This window comes from Gammaproteobacteria bacterium (assembly GCA_019911805.1).
GTDB lineage: Bacteria > Pseudomonadota > Gammaproteobacteria > Thiohalobacterales > Thiohalobacteraceae > JAHJQQ01.
Genome location: JAIOJV010000060.1, coordinates 21523 through 39252, shown reverse-complemented (window position 1 = coordinate 39252; position 17730 = coordinate 21523). Strand labels below are relative to the sequence as shown.

At 65.2% G+C, this 17730-nt stretch carries 17 protein-coding genes; 6 read left to right on the top strand and 11 right to left on the bottom strand.

Translation table 11 applies throughout. From position 1 onward, the window contains the following. Positions 1 to 106 precede the first annotated feature (106 nt). Complete coding sequence (locus K8I04_06995; protein MBZ0071456.1) at positions 107 to 1324, bottom strand: FMN-binding protein; 1218 nt, start codon at positions 1322 to 1324, stop codon at positions 107 to 109. A 283-nt stretch (positions 1325 to 1607) separates the two neighbouring features. Here K8I04_06995 and K8I04_06990 point away from each other — a divergent pair, with 283 nt between their 5' ends. Continuing rightward, entirely contained in the window at positions 1608 to 1919 is a 312-nt protein-coding gene (locus tag K8I04_06990; GenBank protein MBZ0071455.1) for a cytochrome c, read from the top strand. 99 nt (positions 1920 to 2018) lie between these two features. On the opposite strand, the gene K8I04_06985 is transcribed toward K8I04_06990, so the two are convergent. From K8I04_06985 to hyfB, 6 genes are all read right to left on the bottom strand, one after another. Continuing rightward, positions 2019 to 2537 carry a hydrogenase gene (locus K8I04_06985; GenBank protein ID MBZ0071454.1) on the bottom strand — a complete coding sequence of 173 codons (519 nt, stop codon included), beginning with the start codon at positions 2535 to 2537 and terminating at the stop codon, positions 2019 to 2021. Positions 2538 to 2823: 286 nt separating this feature from the next. Continuing rightward, a complete protein-coding gene (locus K8I04_06980; protein ID MBZ0071453.1) occupies positions 2824 to 4413 on the bottom strand; it encodes an NADH-quinone oxidoreductase subunit C in 1590 nt (529 codons plus the stop codon). After that, on the bottom strand, positions 4410 to 5894 hold the full coding sequence (locus K8I04_06975) for a hydrogenase 4 subunit F (GenBank protein ID MBZ0071452.1): 1485 nt from the start codon (positions 5892 to 5894) through the stop codon (positions 4410 to 4412). The genes K8I04_06980 and K8I04_06975 overlap by 4 nt, the downstream gene beginning before the upstream one ends. Further along, on the bottom strand, positions 5891 to 6586 hold the full coding sequence (locus K8I04_06970; protein ID MBZ0071451.1) for a formate hydrogenlyase: 696 nt from the start codon (positions 6584 to 6586) through the stop codon (positions 5891 to 5893). The genes K8I04_06975 and K8I04_06970 overlap by 4 nt, the downstream gene beginning before the upstream one ends. After that, on the bottom strand, positions 6583 to 7548 hold the full coding sequence (locus tag K8I04_06965) for an NADH-quinone oxidoreductase subunit H (protein MBZ0071450.1): 966 nt from the start codon (positions 7546 to 7548) through the stop codon (positions 6583 to 6585). Before K8I04_06965 ends, K8I04_06970 begins: the two co-directional genes overlap by 4 nt. Continuing rightward, positions 7533 to 9551 (bottom strand): hydrogenase 4 subunit B, encoded by a 2019-nt coding sequence (gene hyfB / locus K8I04_06960; protein ID MBZ0071449.1) that lies wholly within the window; start codon positions 9549 to 9551, stop codon positions 7533 to 7535. The genes K8I04_06965 and hyfB overlap by 16 nt, the downstream gene beginning before the upstream one ends. A gap of 419 nt (positions 9552 to 9970) precedes the next feature. Between hyfB and K8I04_06955 the strand changes: the two genes are divergently transcribed. From K8I04_06955 to K8I04_06940, 4 genes are all read left to right on the top strand, one after another. Beyond that, entirely contained in the window at positions 9971 to 10468 is a 498-nt protein-coding gene (locus K8I04_06955; GenBank protein ID MBZ0071448.1) for a hypothetical protein, read from the top strand. Positions 10469 to 10711: 243 nt separating this feature from the next. After that, the gene (locus tag K8I04_06950) at positions 10712 to 12232 is read left to right on the top strand and encodes a DEAD/DEAH box helicase (GenBank protein MBZ0071447.1); all 1521 of its coding nucleotides are present in this window, start codon (positions 10712 to 10714) and stop codon (positions 12230 to 12232) included. Positions 12233 to 12664: 432 nt separating this feature from the next. After that, positions 12665 to 13084, top strand: a complete 420-nt coding sequence (locus tag K8I04_06945) for a SprT-like domain-containing protein (GenBank protein ID MBZ0071446.1) — start codon at positions 12665 to 12667, stop codon at positions 13082 to 13084. A gap of 25 nt (positions 13085 to 13109) precedes the next feature. Further along, entirely contained in the window at positions 13110 to 13370 is a 261-nt protein-coding gene (locus K8I04_06940; GenBank protein ID MBZ0071445.1) for a GIY-YIG nuclease family protein, read from the top strand. A 107-nt stretch (positions 13371 to 13477) separates the two neighbouring features. On the opposite strand, the gene K8I04_06935 is transcribed toward K8I04_06940, so the two are convergent. Continuing rightward, the gene (locus K8I04_06935; GenBank protein MBZ0071444.1) at positions 13478 to 13744 is read right to left on the bottom strand and encodes an RNA-binding protein; all 267 of its coding nucleotides are present in this window, start codon (positions 13742 to 13744) and stop codon (positions 13478 to 13480) included. Between the two features lie 112 nt (positions 13745 to 13856). Next, entirely contained in the window at positions 13857 to 14063 is a 207-nt protein-coding gene (locus K8I04_06930) for a cold-shock protein (protein ID MBZ0071443.1), read from the bottom strand. Positions 14064 to 14374: 311 nt separating this feature from the next. Between K8I04_06930 and K8I04_06925 the strand changes: the two genes are divergently transcribed. Further along, complete coding sequence (locus K8I04_06925; protein MBZ0071442.1) at positions 14375 to 14590, top strand: hypothetical protein; 216 nt, start codon at positions 14375 to 14377, stop codon at positions 14588 to 14590. A 154-nt stretch (positions 14591 to 14744) separates the two neighbouring features. Here the strand turns inward: K8I04_06925 and gdhA are convergent, their stop codons facing one another. Next, positions 14745 to 16091 carry an NADP-specific glutamate dehydrogenase gene (gdhA, locus tag K8I04_06920; protein MBZ0071441.1) on the bottom strand — a complete coding sequence of 449 codons (1347 nt, stop codon included), beginning with the start codon at positions 16089 to 16091 and terminating at the stop codon, positions 14745 to 14747. 151 nt (positions 16092 to 16242) lie between these two features. Beyond that, positions 16243 to 17349 (bottom strand): MFS transporter, encoded by a 1107-nt coding sequence (locus tag K8I04_06915; GenBank protein ID MBZ0071440.1) that lies wholly within the window; start codon positions 17347 to 17349, stop codon positions 16243 to 16245. Between the last annotated feature and the right edge of the window lie 381 nt (positions 17350 to 17730).

The following is a 17730-nucleotide window of genomic DNA, read 5'->3' as shown; positions in this document are numbered from 1 at the left end:
TTTACATAGTGAATTCTTTCCGTGTTATTCCGTGTGCTTCCGTGTCCATTTTCCCAGGAGCTCAGCTTTAAGTATGCGCCTTCCTCTCCGTCCCCGTTTCACCGGATCAGCGGCGGGCAGATCGCACGACATAGTCTGCGGGGATCTGGTAATCACCGGCGAAAGTCACGGCGACACCGGTGCGCGCGGCGACCATGCGCCGCACCCGCAGCGCCAGCGCCCAGGGTGCGCCGGGGTCGAAGCCGGCCTCGGCATGCACGATGAAGATGGAACGCTCCGTGAAGTCGGGCATGCCCGCCAGCGCCGGATCGTCCAGGCGCTGATGGTCGGCGTCACGGAAGGTGATGGTCTGGTCGTCCTGTCGGAGCTGAACCCGGTCGAAGAAGCCGCCATGTACGTAGGCCGTGCCCTTGAACGAATACAGGCCGCGGGCCAGCACGGCGATGGCATGCTCGCCCGGCTTGAGCTCCGCCAGCAGGCGTTCATAGGCCGGCTCGCCGAGGAGATTGCGGCCGATGGTCGGCGCATTCAGATAGGTGTAATAGAGATCGATGAAGACATCGCAGGAATCGCCTTCCGGTAGAGGGTGGCAGTCGCGGTTCCCGGTCAACGGCTCCACGGGACCGGTCGCGGTACGCTCCGCGAGCGCCTGCTCGATGTCCCCGCGGGTCAGCAATAGGCGTCGAATGGCGCCGTTGCCGGTAAGAAAGATCCAGTCGGCCGCCTGGAAGCGGTCGCCACGAACCGTTGCCGGCGCGGTGCGTACAGGTTCGCGGACCTCGAGCAGGCCGCGTGACACCGCGACCTCGCGGGCCGTGACCAGGAGGGTGTGATTGACCGCCATCGAGGTCACGGTGGCACCGGTCAGGGCATCGATATCGACATAGCCGGCCCGCCGACCGCTACCGACTTCATAGCGCTCGCGGATCGACCGGCCGACATAGCCGGTGATGAAGCGTTCCAATGCCCCCTTGGGGAAATGTGACTTGAGGATGGTCTCCTGGTGTTCGAGCAGCTCCACGCCAGTGATGACGCCGTCCAGACCCAGCCCGATCAGCAGCTTGATCGGCCGGCCGGAATAGCCGGGGATGCGCGCCACGGCGTCGCTGAGGAAGGCATAGCCTTGCAGGGTGTCGCCGCGGAAAACGGGTGCCGCGGGAGGGTCGCCGGCCACGTCCCCGAAGCGGTCCGCGTCCGGGAAAAACTGCACGACCTGGGGATACTCCTGCGCAATGCCACCCGCCACCGCGAGCGGCGCGGCGCCAGCGGCCGACAGCCCCAGCCAGTACAGAAACACACCGCTCAGGAACGCTCGTGCAGCCATCTTGACTCATCCTTGCCACTCGCGGTGGGGACGACGCGGTTCTACCGACTATAGCGGACGGCAGATGCGCCAGCCAGGCGGTCTGCCGGTCGGATGTGCCGGTGCGCTATAGTTCCGGAACCTGTCTCGACATCAGACCGGGCCTCCAGGCAAGGCGTGGTCGCTGCGAGGAGCGGAGTTCATATCGAATAACTAAGCACCGGAGCAGGGCCACGACACCGCCGGCAAGATTGGGGTGTGTTTTGAGACAGGTTCTGGTGTGCTGAATGGGGAGGATGTTGCTATGCAGGTCAGGTCGGGTTCGAACATGTGGACGTTCTGTCTGGGGCTGTGCGCCGCCGTGCTGCTCGGCGGTGCGCCCGCCGCGGCACAGGAGTTCTCGCGCGGCCAGGGGCTGTATGAGAATCACTGCCAGTCCTGTCACGAGAGCTGGGTGCATACGCGGGATGCGCGCAAGGTGGCCACCCTGAACGAGTTGCGCCGCTATGTGGCGTCCTGGAACGTGCATGCCGGACTGGGCTGGGGCGACGAGGAGATCGGTGATGTGGCCGATTATCTTGCGCGTACCTTCTACAAGCTGGAGGACACACCCTGAGCGACGGCCCGGGTAGTTTTCGCCCCGTCCCCGGGGAACCGTGGGAGGTGGCGGCGCGAGCGACGGGTCATGGGTTGCGTGGCGCTGCGGCGGAACGGATCACGCGCTGCCGCGCCGCTCGATCAGCTTGAGGATGGCGTGCATCAGGGCGGCGGGCGTGGGTGGACAGCCGCGCACGATGCCGTCGACGGGGATGACGGCGCCGATACCACCGCGGCTGGCATAGCTGCAGCCGAACTCACCGCCGTCGGCGCCGCAGTCGCCGACGGCCAGCACCAGCTTCGGGTCGGGGGTGGCGGCATAGACACGGCGCAAGGCGGCTTCCATGTGCGTGGATACCGGGCCGGTCACCAGCAGCAGATCGGCGTGGCGCGGCGAGGCGACGAAGTGCACGCCAAAGCGCTCGATGCTGTAGTACGGGTTATTGAGTGCGTGGATCTCCAGTTCGCAGCCGTTGCAGGAGCCGGCGTCGACGGCGCGGATTGCGAGGCTGCCGCTGAACAGTTCGCCGACGCGTGCCTGCAGTTGCTCGCCAACCGCCTCGAAGGCCGGGTCGTCGCTCAGGGCCGGCTCGGTGATCACACCGATCTTGCGAATTTTGTTGAAGATCCTAAACATCGCTGGTCATTGCCCGACGGGTCGTTTCATCCTGGAAAAGTTCATTTCAGCCACGCAAGCACACCAAGTGCGTTCACAAACACTGCGGGCCCCGAAACCCGAAAACCCATTGGCCACGGAAGCACACGGAACAACACGGACAAGATCCTAGGCTTCACAGACCAACCCACGTCATCCGCCACGTGTCGAGGCGACGCTCCGCGAAGTGGTTTTGTTTCCGTATCTTCCGTGTTTTTCCGTGTGCTTCCGTGGCCAATGCAATTTTCATGTTCATGTGCTGCCGCCGTCACAGGTCATGCCCCGAGTAGGAGCCGTTCACCGATTTGTTGCACACCGGAAAATCGGGAACGATGTTGTCGTGGATCAGCTGCTCCAGTGCCGGCCAGATGAACCAGCTGGGGTCGCGGGGGAACAGTCGCGCGATCCGCCCGTCCGCGCCGAAGCGCACGTGACAGAGGATCTCGCCGCGCCAGCCCTCGACGAGGGCCAGGCCCTCGGCGTCGGCCGGTGGGGTCACCCAGTCGGCCGCGATCGGCCCGGGCGGCAGCGTGCGCAGCAGCCGGTCGAGCAGGTCGAGGGAGATGAGGATCTCCTCGGCGCGTACGCGCAGACGGGTGGCGACATCGCCGTCCTCGTAGACCGGCACCGTGATCTCCAGACGGTCGTAAGGCGCATAGCCCAGGTCGCGGCGCGCGTCGTAGTCCTGCCCCGAGGCCTTGCCGACATAACCCGTCGATCCCAGGCGGGCGGCGATGTCCCTGCTGAGGAAGCCGGTGGTGACCAGACGGTCTTCGAGCGAGGGGTTTTCATCGAGGATGGGGATGAGTTCCCGCATCTCGCGGGCCAGCGGCGGCAGGTCCGCGGTGAGGCTGCCGGCCGCAGCCTCGTCCAGATCCACCGTCACGCCCCCGGGGATGATGCAATCCATCATGAAACGGTGCCCGAAGGCCGCGGCGCTGGCACGCTGCCAGTGCTCGCGCAGGCGGCTGAACTGGTAGTTGGCGAACGCAAAGGCGACATCGTTGCAGATGGCGCCGATATCGCCGAGGTGATTGGCGATACGCTCGCGCTCGGCCATGATGGCACGCAGGTAGAGCGCACGCTCCGGCACCTCGATGCCGGCGGCCTGCTCCATGGCGCGGCAGGCGGCCCAGGTGTGGGCCACGGTGCTGTCGCCCGACACGCGCCCGGCCAGACGTGCCGCGCCGGCGGCATCACGGCCTTCGGCGATCTTCTCGGTGCCCTTGTGGGTATAACCGAGACGCTGTTCCAGGTTGAGGATGTGCTCACCCACGGCCTGAAAGCGGAAGTGTCCGGGCTCGATGATGCCGGCGTGTATGGGGCCCACCGGGATTTCGTAGACACCCGCGCCCTGCGCCTGGAGAAAACGGTAGTCGTGATCGGTGGGCAGCGGCTCGTGCCGCGTGCCGGCAACCGGGAAATCCTTGCGCAGCGGATACTCGTTCTCCCCCCAGGCATGGTGGCGCGCCCAGCGGCGGCTATCGGGGTGATCGAGGAAGACGATACCCAGCATGTCCTGGGTGCGGCGTTCCATCCGGTCGGCAGCGGGGAAATAGGGTGTGTGCGAGGGCAGGGCCGGCGTCACCTGCAGCACGTGGGTGCGCAACAGCAGGGTCTCGCCACCGCGCATCAGACAGGCGTTGATCCGGAACCCGTCGCCCCACGGCTCGCCCCAGCCGCCGGCCCAGCGCAATCCCAGGGCGGCGGCCTCCTGGCCGGCATGGCCCCAATCCTCGGGTTCGAGTGGCAGCAGACGCGCGTCACCGATCCGCACCGGTTCGACGTCGTCGGCGATAGCGACGAACGCCCCCCGCAGACGGGTGATGAAATCGGGCAGCCAGTCGTATGCGCTCACAGGAAGTTGCTCCCGGTGATCAGCAGGGTGGCCTGATCGAACCACTGCGCCAGGAACAGCGGGATGGCGAGCCCCAGCCACAGTACCAGCAACAGATGCAGGGCCACCGGCAGCATATTCGCACGCACCGCCACCTGGCCCTCGGGCACTTGCCCGTAGACCATCGGATGGATGTTGCGGAACAGCCCGGCGAAGGCGATCCCCAGACCGGACAGCAGCACCACCGTCAGCCATGGCCAACTCTGCATGGTCGCGGTGAGCAGCAGGAACTCGCTCATGAACACGCCGAAGGGCGGGAAGCCGGCGATGGCGGCGGTGCCGATCAGCAGGCCCCAGCCGACTGCGGGCTGCGTCTTGATCAGACCGCGGATCTTCTCGATGGACTGTGTGCCGGCGATGTGCGTGGCGTGACCGACGGTGATGAAGATCGCCGACTTGGTCAGCGAGTGGACGGCCATGTGCAGCAGCCCGCCGAAGGTCGCCAGCGGGCCGCCGAGGCCGAAGGCAAAGGTCATCAGTCCCATGTGCTCAATGGATGAATAGCTGAACATGCGCTTGATGTCGCGCTGCCGGTGCAGGAAGAAGCCGGCGACCAGGAACGACAGCAGGCCGAAACCCATCATCAGATGACCGGCGAGCTGCGGGTTGGCCCAGGCCGGATCGGCGAGTGCCGGATCGACCAGCATCTTGAAGCGCACCACGGCGTACAGGGCGACGTTGAGCAGCAGGCCGGACAGCACCGCCGACATCGGCGTGGGGCCTTCCGAATGCGCGTCGGGCAGCCAGTGGTGCAGCGGCACCAGCCCGATCTTGGTGCCGTAGCCGACCAGCAGGAACACGAAGGCGATACTCATCACCGTCGGATCGAGCTGTGGGGCGGCATCGCGCAGCACCGTCCAGTGCAGCCCGGCCTCGGGGATCTGCAGGAGATTGGCCGCTGCGAAGTACACCAGCACGGTGCCGAACAGCGCCTGGGCGATGCCGACGCCGCACAGAATAAAATATTTCCACGCCGCCTCCACCGATTCTGGGGTGCGGTACAGCGACACCAGCAGCACGGTCGCCAGCGTCGCGCCCTCCACGGCCACCCAGAGGATGCCGAGGTTATTGGTCGTCAGCGCCAGCAGCATGGTCGCCAGGAACACCTGATACATTGAGTGATACAGGCGCAGGCGCCGCTCACGCACCCAGCCCTCGCCCAGCACGTATTGCATGTAGGGCCGGGAGAAGATGGCGGTCGTGACGCCGACGAAGGCAGTGAGTGCGACCAGATAGACGTTGAAGGCGTCGATGTAGAACATCTCGCCGGGGCTGAGCAGCGGGCCGTCGGCCAGCACGGCGAGGGCCACGTCCAGGGAGGCGAGAAAGGTGGCTCCACAGATCAGCACGTTCAGCCAGCCGGCGACCGCCGGGCTGCGCACCAGCGCCAGGAGGATCGCGCCGCCCAGCGGCAGCAACAGGGTCAGATAGAGGCCGTTCATTCGGCGGTCCCGTCCGGCTCTACACTCTCCGACAGGCGGTTGAGCTGGTCGACGTCGAGGGATTCGATGCTGTCGCGGATCTGGAAGAAGAACACGCCGAACAGCACCGCCGCGACCAGTACGTCGAAGGCAATGCCGAGCTCGACCACCATCGGCATCCCGTGGGTGGAGACGACGGCAACGAAGAACAGGCCATTCTCCATGGACATGAAGCCGATCACCTGACTGACCGCCTGGCGTCGCGACACCATTATCAGCATGCCGATGAGCACCACCGCCATGCTGATGGCGATGGTGTTGCGTGTCGATAACGACGACAGCTTCTCGATGGGCAGGGCGACGTAATAGCTGAACACCACCAGCGCGGCCGCCGCCAGCAGGATCATGGCAGGCTGTACGACCGTCTCGACGTGATGCACGATACCGAGTCGCCGTACCAGCTCATGCAGCATCCATGGCAGCAGCAGGGCCTTCAGTACCAGCGTCAGCAATGCGGAGTAATACAGATGGTGCTGGCCCGAGACGAGCGCGATGAGGGCGGTCGTGGTGGCCACCAGGAAACCCTGCCAGGCGAACACATGGATGGATGCCAGGATACGCTGCTGCGCGAGCAGCGCGAATGAGGTGAACAGTACCAGCGCCGCGCTGAAGATGATGGCCTGCTCCTGCAGGCTGATCTGTGCGATGTTCATGTGCCCGCCTCCAGGATGATATGGGTCAACGCACCGAGCAGGGCGAGCAGGAATGCCAGGTTCAGGAATTGCGGTACCTGGAACAGCCGCATCTTGGCCAGCGCAGTCTCGGCGATCGCCAGGATCGCGCCCAGGAGCGCCAGCTTGACCGCGACGGCCGCCAGACCGGTCGCCAGCGCGGCGGCCGTGAACTCGGTGGCGATGCCCCACGGGAAGAAGATGTTCGCGATCAGTACGCCGAAGATCATCAGCTTGAGTTGTGCCGCCCACTCCATCAGGGCCAGATGGCGGCCGCTGTATTCCAGGATCATTGCCTCGTGCAGCATGGTCAGTTCCAGGTGTGTAGCGGGGTTGTCGACCGGGACGCGGCCGGTCTCGGCGACCGCGACCAGCAGCAACCCCAGCAACGCAAACAGCAGCGACGGGCGCAGCACCAGCCCGGATTCCAACAGGTGCGTCATCGCGTTCGACAGGTTGGTGCTCTGCACACTCATGGCGATGGTAAATACGACCATCAGCAGCGCCGGCTCGGCCAGCGATGCCAGCGATACCTCGCGCGATGCGCCCATGCCGCCGAAGGCCGTGCCGATATCCATGCCGGCCAGCGCCAGGAAGAAGCGTGCCAGGGCCAGGAAGCCGATCAGCACCAGCATGTCGGCGATGGCCGTGGTGGGCAGTTCGGTGGCGACCAGCGGCACAGTAGCGGCCGCGACGATGGTCGCGGCGAACACGATGTAAGGGGCCATGCGGAACAGCGGCGAGGCATTCTCCGCGAGCACCACCTGCTTGCGGAACAGCTTGATGAGGTCGCGGTAGGGCTGCACGTAGCGCGGCGCGCGCCGGTTCTGCCAGAAGCACTTGTTGCGCTTGATCCAGATCGCCAGTAAGGGTGCACAGGCCACGAACAGCGTAGTCTGCAGCAGCGCCAGCAACCAACCGGTCCAGGTCATGATATCAGCCATAGCAGCAGCAGCAGCGTGAAGAACGAATACGCCAGATAGATGCGGATGTTGCCTTGCTGCAGCCGGGTGACGCGCCGCGCCACCAGCATCACCCAGCGCCCGATGGGTTCGTACAGCGCTGCCCAGGAGTGGTCGATGATCTGCTGCTGATGCGACAGCCGGATGACGCGCAGCCCGTCCGCCTCCGTCTGTCGTTCGATCCGTTCCTCCACCTTCCATACCGGCGCGAAGATGCGCCGCAGCGGCTGGGCGAAGGCGGTGCCGGTGTATTGCATGCGTGAGCTCAACGGGCCGAAGCCGCAATCCCAGGGGTCGCCGCGGCGGATGCTGCGCGGGCCACGCGGGTGCAACAGCTGCCAGGCCAGGAACCAGGCGAGCAGCAGGCCCAGCAGTACCAGCGGCGCACTGTAGGAGGCGACCTCGGGCGATACCGGTGTCAGCCACAGCCAGCCGTGAGCAGTAACGGAGGGGAGCCCCGTGCCCAGCAGTTGTGTGGGGATCTGCAGGATCAGGTTCACCACCGTAGTGGGCAACACCCCGGCCAGCAGACACGCCACTGCCAGCAGGCCTTGTGCGCTGCGCATACCCCAGGTGACCTGGCGGGCATGGCGGACGCGGCGGCTGCGTGGCTGTCCCAGAAAGGCGATGCCGTAGGCCTTCACGAAGCAGACCACGACGAGCGCACCGGTCAGCGCCAGCATCGCGGCGGTGAACGGAATCAGGATGCGCAGCACGCCGTTGTCCAGCGTGCCGGCCTGCAGTGCGGCCTGGAAGATCAGCCACTCCGATGCGAAGCCGTTGAAGGGTGGCAGCGACGAGATGCTGATGACGCCGACCAGAAAGAACACGCCGGTGTACGGCAGGCGCGTCAGCAGACCACCCATGCGCTCGAGGTTCTGCTCGTGCGAACGCTGGATCACGGCGCCCGCACCGAGGAACAACAGGCTCTTGAAGAGCGCGTGGTTGAAGGCGTGGAACAGCGCCGCGACCAGGGCCATGACACCCAGTTTCGGGTGGCCGCTGCCCATGAAGACCATCGCCAGCCCCAGGCCGATGAAGATGACGCCGATGTTCTCGATGGAGGAATAGGCCAACAGGCGTTTGAGATCGTTCTGCTGCAGGGCATACAGCACGCCGAGCAGCGCCGAGACGCTGCCGACCAGGAGGGCGGTGACGCCCCAGCCCCAATGCACGTCGCCGATCAGGTCCAGGCTCATGCGTATGAATCCGTATACCGCCACTTTGAGCATCACGCCCGACATCAACGCCGAGATGTGCGAGGGTGCCACCGGGTGCGCCTCCGGCAGCCAGGCGTGCAGTGGCACCAGACCGGCCTTCATGCCGAAGCCGATGAAACCCAGCGCGAAGGCCACGCTCGCCCACAGCGGTGACAACTCGGCCACCCGCATGGACGCGAAGGCGAAGCCGTCGCCGAAGGTCGCCAGCACGCCGTAACCAAGCAGGATCATCAGCCCGCCGACGTGGGCCATCAGCAGGTAGAGAAAGCCGGCACGGCGGTTGGCTGCCTGCTCGTGATGGAATACCACCAGGAAATAGCTCGACAGCGACATCACTTCCCAGGCGATCATGAACATGAAGGCATCGTCGGCCAGCACCACCAGCAGCATGCCGGTGATGAACAACCCCGTGAACACGCCGAGCTGCACCAGCGGGTGATCGCCGTGCTCGTACTCGCGCAGGTAGCCGGGTCCGAACAGGGCCACGGCAAAGGTGACGATGCCGATAATGATCAGGAACAGCGCGCTCAACGGGTCGAGGCGCACCTGCCAGTGCAGCCAGGGCAGGCCGATGGGCAGGGTGTCGGTGAAGACCGCACCCGACGACAGGGTGATGAGGCCCGCGACCGCCGCGGTCGCCCCCGCGAGTCCGAGCAACGGGAACGCCAGCGCGCGCAGGACCGCGATGCGCCGGTGGGCGCCGAGGGATACCGCAGCGGAAAGCAGCGAGGCCATCACTGCGGCGAATGCAAGGTTCAACGCCAAGAGACTTCGACCTCCGCGCGAAGGGGAAACAGGATCCGTGAAGGGGCAGGCCCGACCTGGGACGGTCAGAGTCCTTGTCCTGCAGGACGTGACCGGGGGGATTCTACTTTGTCTGGTGCGGGTTTGAAATGCGCCGCCCTCACCCACGCCAGGCGACGGGCAGGATCATTGATTTTATGCAGCCGTCTTACGCGGCTGGACGGTACGGACAGTTACCTGAGGGGCCTCGCGTCCCCGCGTCTTATTAGGTGTTTCCGTGGCTGAAACAGCCCTTTTGGTATGAGCTATGATCAGAAAGTCGGGTGATCTGGTGAATTTTGTCGGCTGGACGGTTGCCGGGCGGCGTGTGGTGACGAACCCGGGGGCGGCCTGAGAACTATGCTGAACAAAGGGGCACTGCGCGCTGCGGAGGACGGGGCATGCGGATGATACAGATGACGCACTGGTTGCTTGTGGGGCTGCTGCTGGCCGTGGCGGGCTGCGCCTCGCTGGAACGCTTCCAGCAGAATATGGACGGCTATATCGGCTGGCACATCGACCAGCTGCGCGAGCGCTTCGGCTACAATTACGTCGAGCGCGACCTCGGCGACGGCATGCGGGCCTACACCTGGGTCTGGGCAGAACAGAGCCTGCGGCCGGGGTATCGCACACCCGACGTCATCCGCACCTACCGCACCGAGACCGGGACGCGTGCGGTGATCTACCCCGGCGAGTACTTCCCGCCCGACTATTACGCGTACTACTGCGAGTTCACCTTCATCGTGGATCCGCAGGGCCTGGCCGTCAGCTGGCGTGCACACGGCAACGGCTGTGCCGATTACCGCGGACCCGAGGACGTCGTGCGACACGGCGTACCGATCCAGACACCGGCTCCCCAAGCCGCACCGACGACCGCACCGGCGGCCCCACCGAAATAGTGCTGGCATCGGGAGCACTGAACCCGTATAGTGCGCGCTCCTCCTTCGGGAGGCCCAAGCCGTTCCTGACCTTCCCCGTAGTCCCTCATCGGTTACCTGGTTGGCAACGTGCAGGCCGCTTCCATTGTGAAGCCGCCTTGAACTGAACCAGGTGCCGTGATTGCCCCGTGCAATTCCGCCTTCGTTCGTGTCTTCACTACTAACGGACCTGTCCCGGGAACGGCGGCAGGCGGGGTGCTTATCGTGTCTTTTGAAGCTCTGAATCTGAATGCCCAACTGCTGCGCGCCGTCCAGGCGAGCGGTTATACCAACCCGACCGACATCCAGCGCGAGGCGATCCCGCTGGTACTGGCCGGCCGTGACCTGATGGCCTCGGCGCAGACCGGCACCGGCAAGACGGCAGCCTTCGTGCTGCCGGCCATGGAGCGCCTGCTCAAGCCGGCCGCCGTAAACGGCCGGGGTCCGCGTGTGCTGGTGCTGACACCGACGCGTGAACTCGCCAACCAGGTGAACGAGAACATCCGTCAGCTCGGCCGCTTCTGCCGCTTCACCACCGGCAGCGTCGTCGGCGGCATGCCCTATCCGCCGCAGATGAAGCTGCTGCAGCGGCCGTTGGATCTGCTGGTGGCCACACCGGGCCGGCTGATGGATCACATGGCGCAGGGCCGTGTCGACTTCTCGCGCCTCGAATTCCTGGTGCTGGACGAGGCCGACCGCATGCTGGATCTCGGCTTCGTCGACGCGGTGCGCGACATCGCCGCCGCCACCCCGGACACACGCCAGACGCTGCTGTTCTCGGCGACCCTGGAAGGCCGCGTGCTGGCGATCGCCAAGCAGCTGCTGAAGGACCCGGCGCGCGTCCAGCTCGCCGCCAACCACGACCAGCACGCGTCCATCGCCCAGCGCCTGCATCAGGCCGACAACATCGGCCACAAGCATCGTCTGCTGTCGCACTACCTCGGTCACGAGGAACTGACGCAGGCACTGATCTTCACCGCCACCAAGCGCGGCGCCGATGAGCTCGCCCGGCAGCTCACCGAGCAGGGCCATAGCAGTGCCGCGCTGCACGGTGACATGGGGCAGGGCCAGCGCCGCCGCACCGTCGAACAGATGCGCCGCGGCCGCTTCCGTCTGCTGGTCGCGACCGATGTCGCCGCCCGCGGTCTGGACATCAAGGGCATCACCCATGTGATCAATTTCGATCTGCCCATGGTGGCGGAAGACTACATCCACCGCATCGGCCGCACCGGTCGCGGCGGCGCCACCGGCATGGCCGTCAGCCTGGTCGGTCCCGACGACTGGCGCAAGCTGTCCGGCATCGAGCGCCTGACCGGCCGACGCCTGGATCGCGACGTGATCGAGGGCCTGGAGCCGACGCGTTCCGAGCCGGGCCGGCGTCCACCTTCCAAGGGTGGCGCTGGCCGCCCGGGCGGCAACCGCCCGCGGCAGGGTTATGGCGGCCAGCCGCGTGGCGCGTCCGCACGGCCTTACGGTGAACGTAGCGGCGTCGAGCGTCCGGCCTTCGCCAAGGGGGCACGGTCGACACGGGACCCGGGCAACACTGCTGCGGCGCGCCCCGCAGGTCAGGCGCGTGATGCGCGTGGCCATGAGCCGCGTGCACCGGGCAGCTACGCCAATGGCAACCGTGCCGCTGGTGCCGGCCGTTCCGGGGCGCCACAGCGCGAACAGCGTACCGACCGCCCCCGCGCGACCCTGAAGGCCAAGCGTCCGCATTACCGTTCGCAGACGTCGATCGACCGCTGAGTATGGCACCCACCGGCAGGGGGCCGGGCGGGCTGCTCGATAGGGTGCCGGATGGGTCGTGCTCAGTGGTATCGTCGATACAGTGACGGCATAATGGGGCGGTCGGACACGGCCGCCTCCCATGCCGGTGATGCTGCAACACCGCGGACCCACGTACCGTACTTCATCCGCACACAAGGTGGCGCGCACGCCCGCAGGGGACACCGGCCCGCAGGGAGACAGCGTTAGATCTACCCCCGTACGCGATCGCCATGTTCTTCCGTGAATTCCGTGGCAAATGCGGTCCTCAGGTTGATAGAGCCCATTGACAGTCAGCGGCGTGTGCAGGTCGTGCACGCCACCGAGGTCTGCCTGGCACGTGCCGAGGTGCTGTTCGGACGCCGCTTTCCCGTCATTCCCATCAGCTTCGATCTGCGCGGCCGCAGCGCCGGGATGTATCGCGTGCGCGGTGGCGTGCGCTGCATCCGCTATAACCCCTACATCTTCGCCAAGTATTTTGCAGACGGTCTGAGTCAGACCGTGCCGCACGAAGTGGCACACTATGTCACCGATCTGCTCTACGGTCTGCGCCGGGTGCGGCCGCATGGGCGCGAATGGCAGGCGGTCATGCGCCGACTGGGCGCTGAACCGCGCGCCACCGGGCGCTATGACCTCGCCGGCATACCGCTGCGCCGGCAGCGGTGCGTTGTCTATCGGTGCGCTTGCACCGAACATCAGCTGGGCACGCGCCGCCACCGTGCGGTAAGTCGCGGTGAGGCGCGCTATGTGTGCCGACGCTGCAAGTCCGAACTACGGCTTGCCGGCCCGTTACAGCGTGGCGTCGCGGACAGCACGGTGAACGGCGGTGAGTGAGGTGTCCGCCGACTGGCAGGTATACATGATCCTGTGCTCGGATACGTCGTTGTATACCGGCATCACCAATGATCTTGAGCGCCGGGTGGCACGGCATGCGGCGGGGCAGGGCGCGAAGTTCTTCAACGGTCGCGCGCCAGGGCCGGTGGTCTATCTCGAGACGGGGCACACGCGCGGCAGCGCCAGCCGGCGCGAGGCGGCGATCAAGAAACTGCGGCGTGATGAGAAGTTGCAGCTGATCGCCGCGGCGACGAACTGCCTCGCTGCGGGCGCGCCACGCAACTGAGAACCCTGTGGTCGAACGGCATCAGCCGGGGGTGCGGAGGCCATCGCCACGCAAACCTCCAGTCGCATCGGTTGCCGGGGGTGTATGACTGCGTCGCGGCGCGTTGGTCAGCGGCGGCCGCGGCCGCCGGGCTTGCGGGGCTCCTCGAAACGCACCCGCAGGGAATTCCCCTCGACCGTCTTTCCATCCAGGCCGGCGATGGCCGCGCGCGCCTCATGACCTTCCATCTCGACGAAGCCGAATCCACGGCACTTGCCGGTGAACACGTCGGCCACCAGCCGGATGGAGCGTACTGTCCCGAACGCTGTAAACAGATCGGTTACGAACTGTTCGGAGGCTTCGGGGGGCAAGTTGCCAACAAAAATGCTTTTCATCGCTACGTCTCCTCAGGTAAGGCGATGGACGTCAAGACGACGACGTGGAAAAGCAAAAAGGCCCCGCAGGATCGCTGCGGGGCCTCTTGCACACTACGATGCGGAAGCGGGTTTAGCCCTGAACCGTAACGTGGGTGGCCTGCAGGCCTTTGGGGCCTTTTTCGACCTCGAAGCTCACGGCCTGGCCTTCAGCCAGGGTCTTGAAGCCGCTGCCTTCGATTGCGGAGAAGTGGACGAAAACGTCAGCGCCGCCATCCGACGGTGCGATAAAGCCGAAGCCCTTGGTCTCGTTGAACCACTTGACGGTACCTGTTGCCATGTAACTTACCTCGGTAAAGCTGGAACGGTGTTGGGTATTGCAATGAGGCTAAGTAACTTACAAGAGATACCGCAAGGAAACCTCTGAAATGACCTAGCAAACTTGCAATGGGCCCAAGTGTAGCCCAAGGTTTGGCAGAATACGAATATTTTTCGGGTCGGCTGGCCGGAAGGCAGCGGGCCATCCAACTGCCTGGACCTCGCACTTCCCGCGGCCTTGTGGATACAATCACAGTTGGTGGAGGCAGGTCTCCGGTCTTTCTCTGGAGACCATCGCCCTGTTCGTGACGATCGAATCGAGGAGGACATGCTATGGCAGGCACCTATATCAATCGCGCGGATTCCCTGGTGCGGCGGGAGTCGGATCCCGGTTACCGGGTGGCCTGGAAGCTCAAATATGGTTTTCAGAAGGGGCATTTCCCGGAGGAAATGACCTACGGGGAAGCTGGCCGCAAGGCGGCGGAGTTGCAGGCCAAGGAGCCGGAAAAGGTCTTCTGGGCCGAAATGATCATGGATCCGGACTTCTGAGGCCCACGTGGGGTCCCGGGTTTCCGGCTGCACCCCACGGTTCGTTGCACCATACCCCGTCACGCATTGCTCGTTGTCACAGCAAAAAACCTGCCACGGAAAATGCCGAAGGCCCTGACGGATTCAAGGCTGCAACCCCCTGCAACGGTACCGGTCAGATGACACCGAACGCCAGCATGGCCTCGGCGACGCGGCGGAAACCGGCGATGTTCGAGCCGATCACGTAGTTGCCCGGGCTGCCGAACTCGGCGGCGGTCTCATAGCAATCGTCGTGGATGCCGCGCATGATTTCGCGCAGTTTCTCCTCCGTATGCTCGAATGACCACGTGTCGCGGCTGGCGTTCTGCTGCATCTCCAGGGCCGAGGTTGCGACGCCGCCGGCGTTGGCGGCCTTGCCGGGCCCGTAGGCGATGCCGGCGTCCTGGAATACCTTCACCCCCGCGGGCGTGGTCGGCATGTTGGCGCCCTCGCCGATGGCGATGCAGCCATTGGCGACCAGGGTGCGTGCGGATTTCTCGTCCAGCTCGTTCTGTGTCGCGCAGGGCAGCGCCACCTGGCAGGGGACGTCCCAGACATGCCCCCCCTCGATGTATTTCGCGTCACCGTGCTCGTCGGCATAGTGGCTGATACGGCGCCGCTCGACCTCCTTGAGTCGCTTGACGGTGTCGAGCTGGATCCCGTCCGCATGGTAGATCACACCGTTCGAGTCCGAACAGGCGACCACCTTGGCACCGAGTGCGTGCAACTGCTCGATGGCATAGATGGCGACATTGCCCGAGCCGGAGACCACGCAGGTCTTACCATCGAGGCCGTCGCCGCGTGCCCTGAGCATTTCGTCGACGAAAAATACGGCGCCATACCCGGTCGACTCGCGACGCACCAGGGCGCCACCCCATTTCGGGCTCTTGCCGGTGAGTACACCGGATTCGTAGCGGTTGGTGATGCGCTTGTACTGGCCGAACAGGTAGCCGATCTCGCGGCCGCCCACGCCGATGTCGCCGGCCGGTACGTCGGTGAGCTCACCGATGTGGCGGTAGAGTTCGGTCATGAAGCTCTGACAGAAGCGCATCACCTCGCCGTCCGACCTGCCCTTGGGATCGAAGTCTGAGCCGCCCTTGCCGCCACCGATCGGCATGCCGGTGATGGCGTTCTTGAAGACCTGCTCGAAACCCAGGAACTTGATGGTGCCGAGATACACGGACGGGTGGAAGCGCAGGCCACCCTTGTAGGGCCCCAGCGCGCTGTTGAAGCCGACGCGGAAGCCACGGTTGATCTGCACTTCCCCGCGGTCGTCCTGCCAGGGCACACGAAAGATAATCTGCCGCTCCGGTTCGCAGATGCGCTCGATGATCTTGTGTTCGGCATATTCCGGGTGTCGGCGCAACGCCGGGCCGAGCGTCTCGATGACCTCTTTCACCGCCTGGTGAAATTCGCTCTCGCCGGGATTGCGCCGCACGACCTGCTCAAAAATGCTCTGGATTCTTGCTTCGCTCTCGGCCATCTCTTCCTCGACTCACGGTGGGACTGACAGGCGCCGCAGTATAGCCAAGAATGCCGGGTGAACGCACCGGGTAATCGGGCGGACGCGAGTTTGATCTTTGTCGGGCCGGCGGGTGGCGCGGCAGGTGAAGCCCGGCTGCCTCTGGAGATTCTCAGGCCGTGATGGTCCGCGGCTGTCGCCCGATGGCGACGGTCGACAGCAGCGCGGCGAGCAGTAGCGGCACGACGGCGAGGTTCAGCGTGACCCAGCCGAACTGGTTGTAGAGCCAGCCCGCCGACAGCGTCGCCAGGGCGACCAGCCCGAATACCGAAAACTCGTTGACCGCCTGCACGCGCAGTTGCTCCGCCGGGTGGTAGGTCCGGGTCAGCAGCGCCGTGCCACCGATGAAGGTGAAATTCCAGCCGACGCCGAGCAGCACCAGTGCCGACAGGAAGTGCAGGAATTCGACGCCCGCGAGCGCCAGCAGTACGTGCGTCAGCAACAGGGCGAAACCGATCTGCATGATGCGCGGCGCCCCATAGCGCCGGATCAGGCTGCCGGTGAAGAAGGAGGGCGCGAACATCCCCACCACATGCCATTGGATGACCGGTGTGACGTGCGTACCGGACAGTCCGCTGCCGAGCATGGCAAGCGGGGTGGCCGTCATCACCATGATCATCACGGCGTAGCCGATAGCGGCGCCGAAGATCGCTGCGCGCAACACCGGCTGTGCGAGGATCTCGCCCAACGGCCGGCGCGTACCGGCCTGTACCGCCGCGACCTGCGGCAGTTTGAGGCGCGCCAGCAGGAGCAATGCCAGCAGGCTCAAGCCGCCTTGCGCCAGATATGCCCCGACGAAGTGCTGTTCCGTGATCCAATCACGCCCCCATTGACCAAGCTGCGGCCCGAGGAAGGCCGCGACGATCCCGCCGGCGATCACCAGGGAGATCGCGCGGCTGCCGTGGTCGGCGTCGGTGGCCTCGACGGCGGCGAAACGATAATAGTTGGCGAAGCCCTGGTAGGCGCCGAGCAGGAAATGCCCAGCCACGAAACCGCTGAAGTACGCCTCCCGCAGCGCCCAGGCACATAGCAGGCTGCCGCCCACGCCCAGTGTCGCGCCGAGCAGGAAGCCGCTACGCCGCCCCTGCCAACGCATCAGCAGCGCCGCTGGTAGCGAGGCGACCGCCGTACCGATGACCATCGCCGCGATCGGCAAGGTGGCCAGTCGTTTGTCGACGGCCAGGGCGTCGCCCAGGATGGCGCCCAGGGTCATGGCCATGACGATGGCCGACAGCACCAGCGCCTGGCAGACCGCGAGGCGCAGGACATTGCCGCGGCCTGGGAAAGGACGAATCACAGCGTGCCCGGGACGAGGGGTCGAGGGGTAGACATGGCGGAAAAGTATCTTCGGGTGATCGGGTGAGTCAGTGGCGTTGTGGATCGTGGTATCGGTACGGGGTACGGTGCGATCCGCCTCACCGGCTACGTACTGGTGATCACCCTACGGGTGGACGTTCTGAGATGTTGAAGATGGTGGGGTGGAGGGGCAGACATCCTCACACTGTCATCTTGTACGTATTTGTTCTCTATCGTCTGGCACGGTCTCAGGCGGAGTCAGATGTACTGATCCGTGTACCGGATCACTGTACCGAGCCATAAC

Excerpts from the sequence above, each read along its gene's own strand:
- K8I04_06995 (MBZ0071456.1), bottom strand. The coding sequence starts at position 1,324 with ATGGCTGCACGAGCGTTCCTGAGCGGTGTGTTTCTGTACTGGCTGGGG.
- K8I04_06990 (MBZ0071455.1), top strand. The coding sequence starts at position 1,608 with ATGCAGGTCAGGTCGGGTTCGAACATGTGGACGTTCTGTCTGGGGCTG.
- K8I04_06985 (MBZ0071454.1), bottom strand. The coding sequence starts at position 2,537 with ATGTTTAGGATCTTCAACAAAATTCGCAAGATCGGTGTGATCACCGAG.
- K8I04_06975 (MBZ0071452.1), bottom strand. The coding sequence starts at position 5,894 with ATGAACGGCCTCTATCTGACCCTGTTGCTGCCGCTGGGCGGCGCGATC.
- K8I04_06970 (MBZ0071451.1), bottom strand. The coding sequence starts at position 6,586 with ATGAACATCGCACAGATCAGCCTGCAGGAGCAGGCCATCATCTTCAGC.
- K8I04_06965 (MBZ0071450.1), bottom strand. The coding sequence starts at position 7,548 with ATGGCTGATATCATGACCTGGACCGGTTGGTTGCTGGCGCTGCTGCAG.
- K8I04_06955 (MBZ0071448.1), top strand. The coding sequence starts at position 9,971 with ATGCGGATGATACAGATGACGCACTGGTTGCTTGTGGGGCTGCTGCTG.
- K8I04_06945 (MBZ0071446.1), top strand. The coding sequence starts at position 12,665 with ATGTATCGCGTGCGCGGTGGCGTGCGCTGCATCCGCTATAACCCCTAC.
- K8I04_06940 (MBZ0071445.1), top strand. The coding sequence starts at position 13,110 with ATGATCCTGTGCTCGGATACGTCGTTGTATACCGGCATCACCAATGAT.
- K8I04_06935 (MBZ0071444.1), bottom strand. The coding sequence starts at position 13,744 with ATGAAAAGCATTTTTGTTGGCAACTTGCCCCCCGAAGCCTCCGAACAG.
- K8I04_06930 (MBZ0071443.1), bottom strand. The coding sequence starts at position 14,063 with ATGGCAACAGGTACCGTCAAGTGGTTCAACGAGACCAAGGGCTTCGGC.
- K8I04_06925 (MBZ0071442.1), top strand. The coding sequence starts at position 14,375 with ATGGCAGGCACCTATATCAATCGCGCGGATTCCCTGGTGCGGCGGGAG.
- gdhA (MBZ0071441.1), bottom strand. The coding sequence starts at position 16,091 with ATGGCCGAGAGCGAAGCAAGAATCCAGAGCATTTTTGAGCAGGTCGTG.
- K8I04_06915 (MBZ0071440.1), bottom strand. The coding sequence starts at position 17,349 with ATGGCCATGACCCTGGGCGCCATCCTGGGCGACGCCCTGGCCGTCGAC.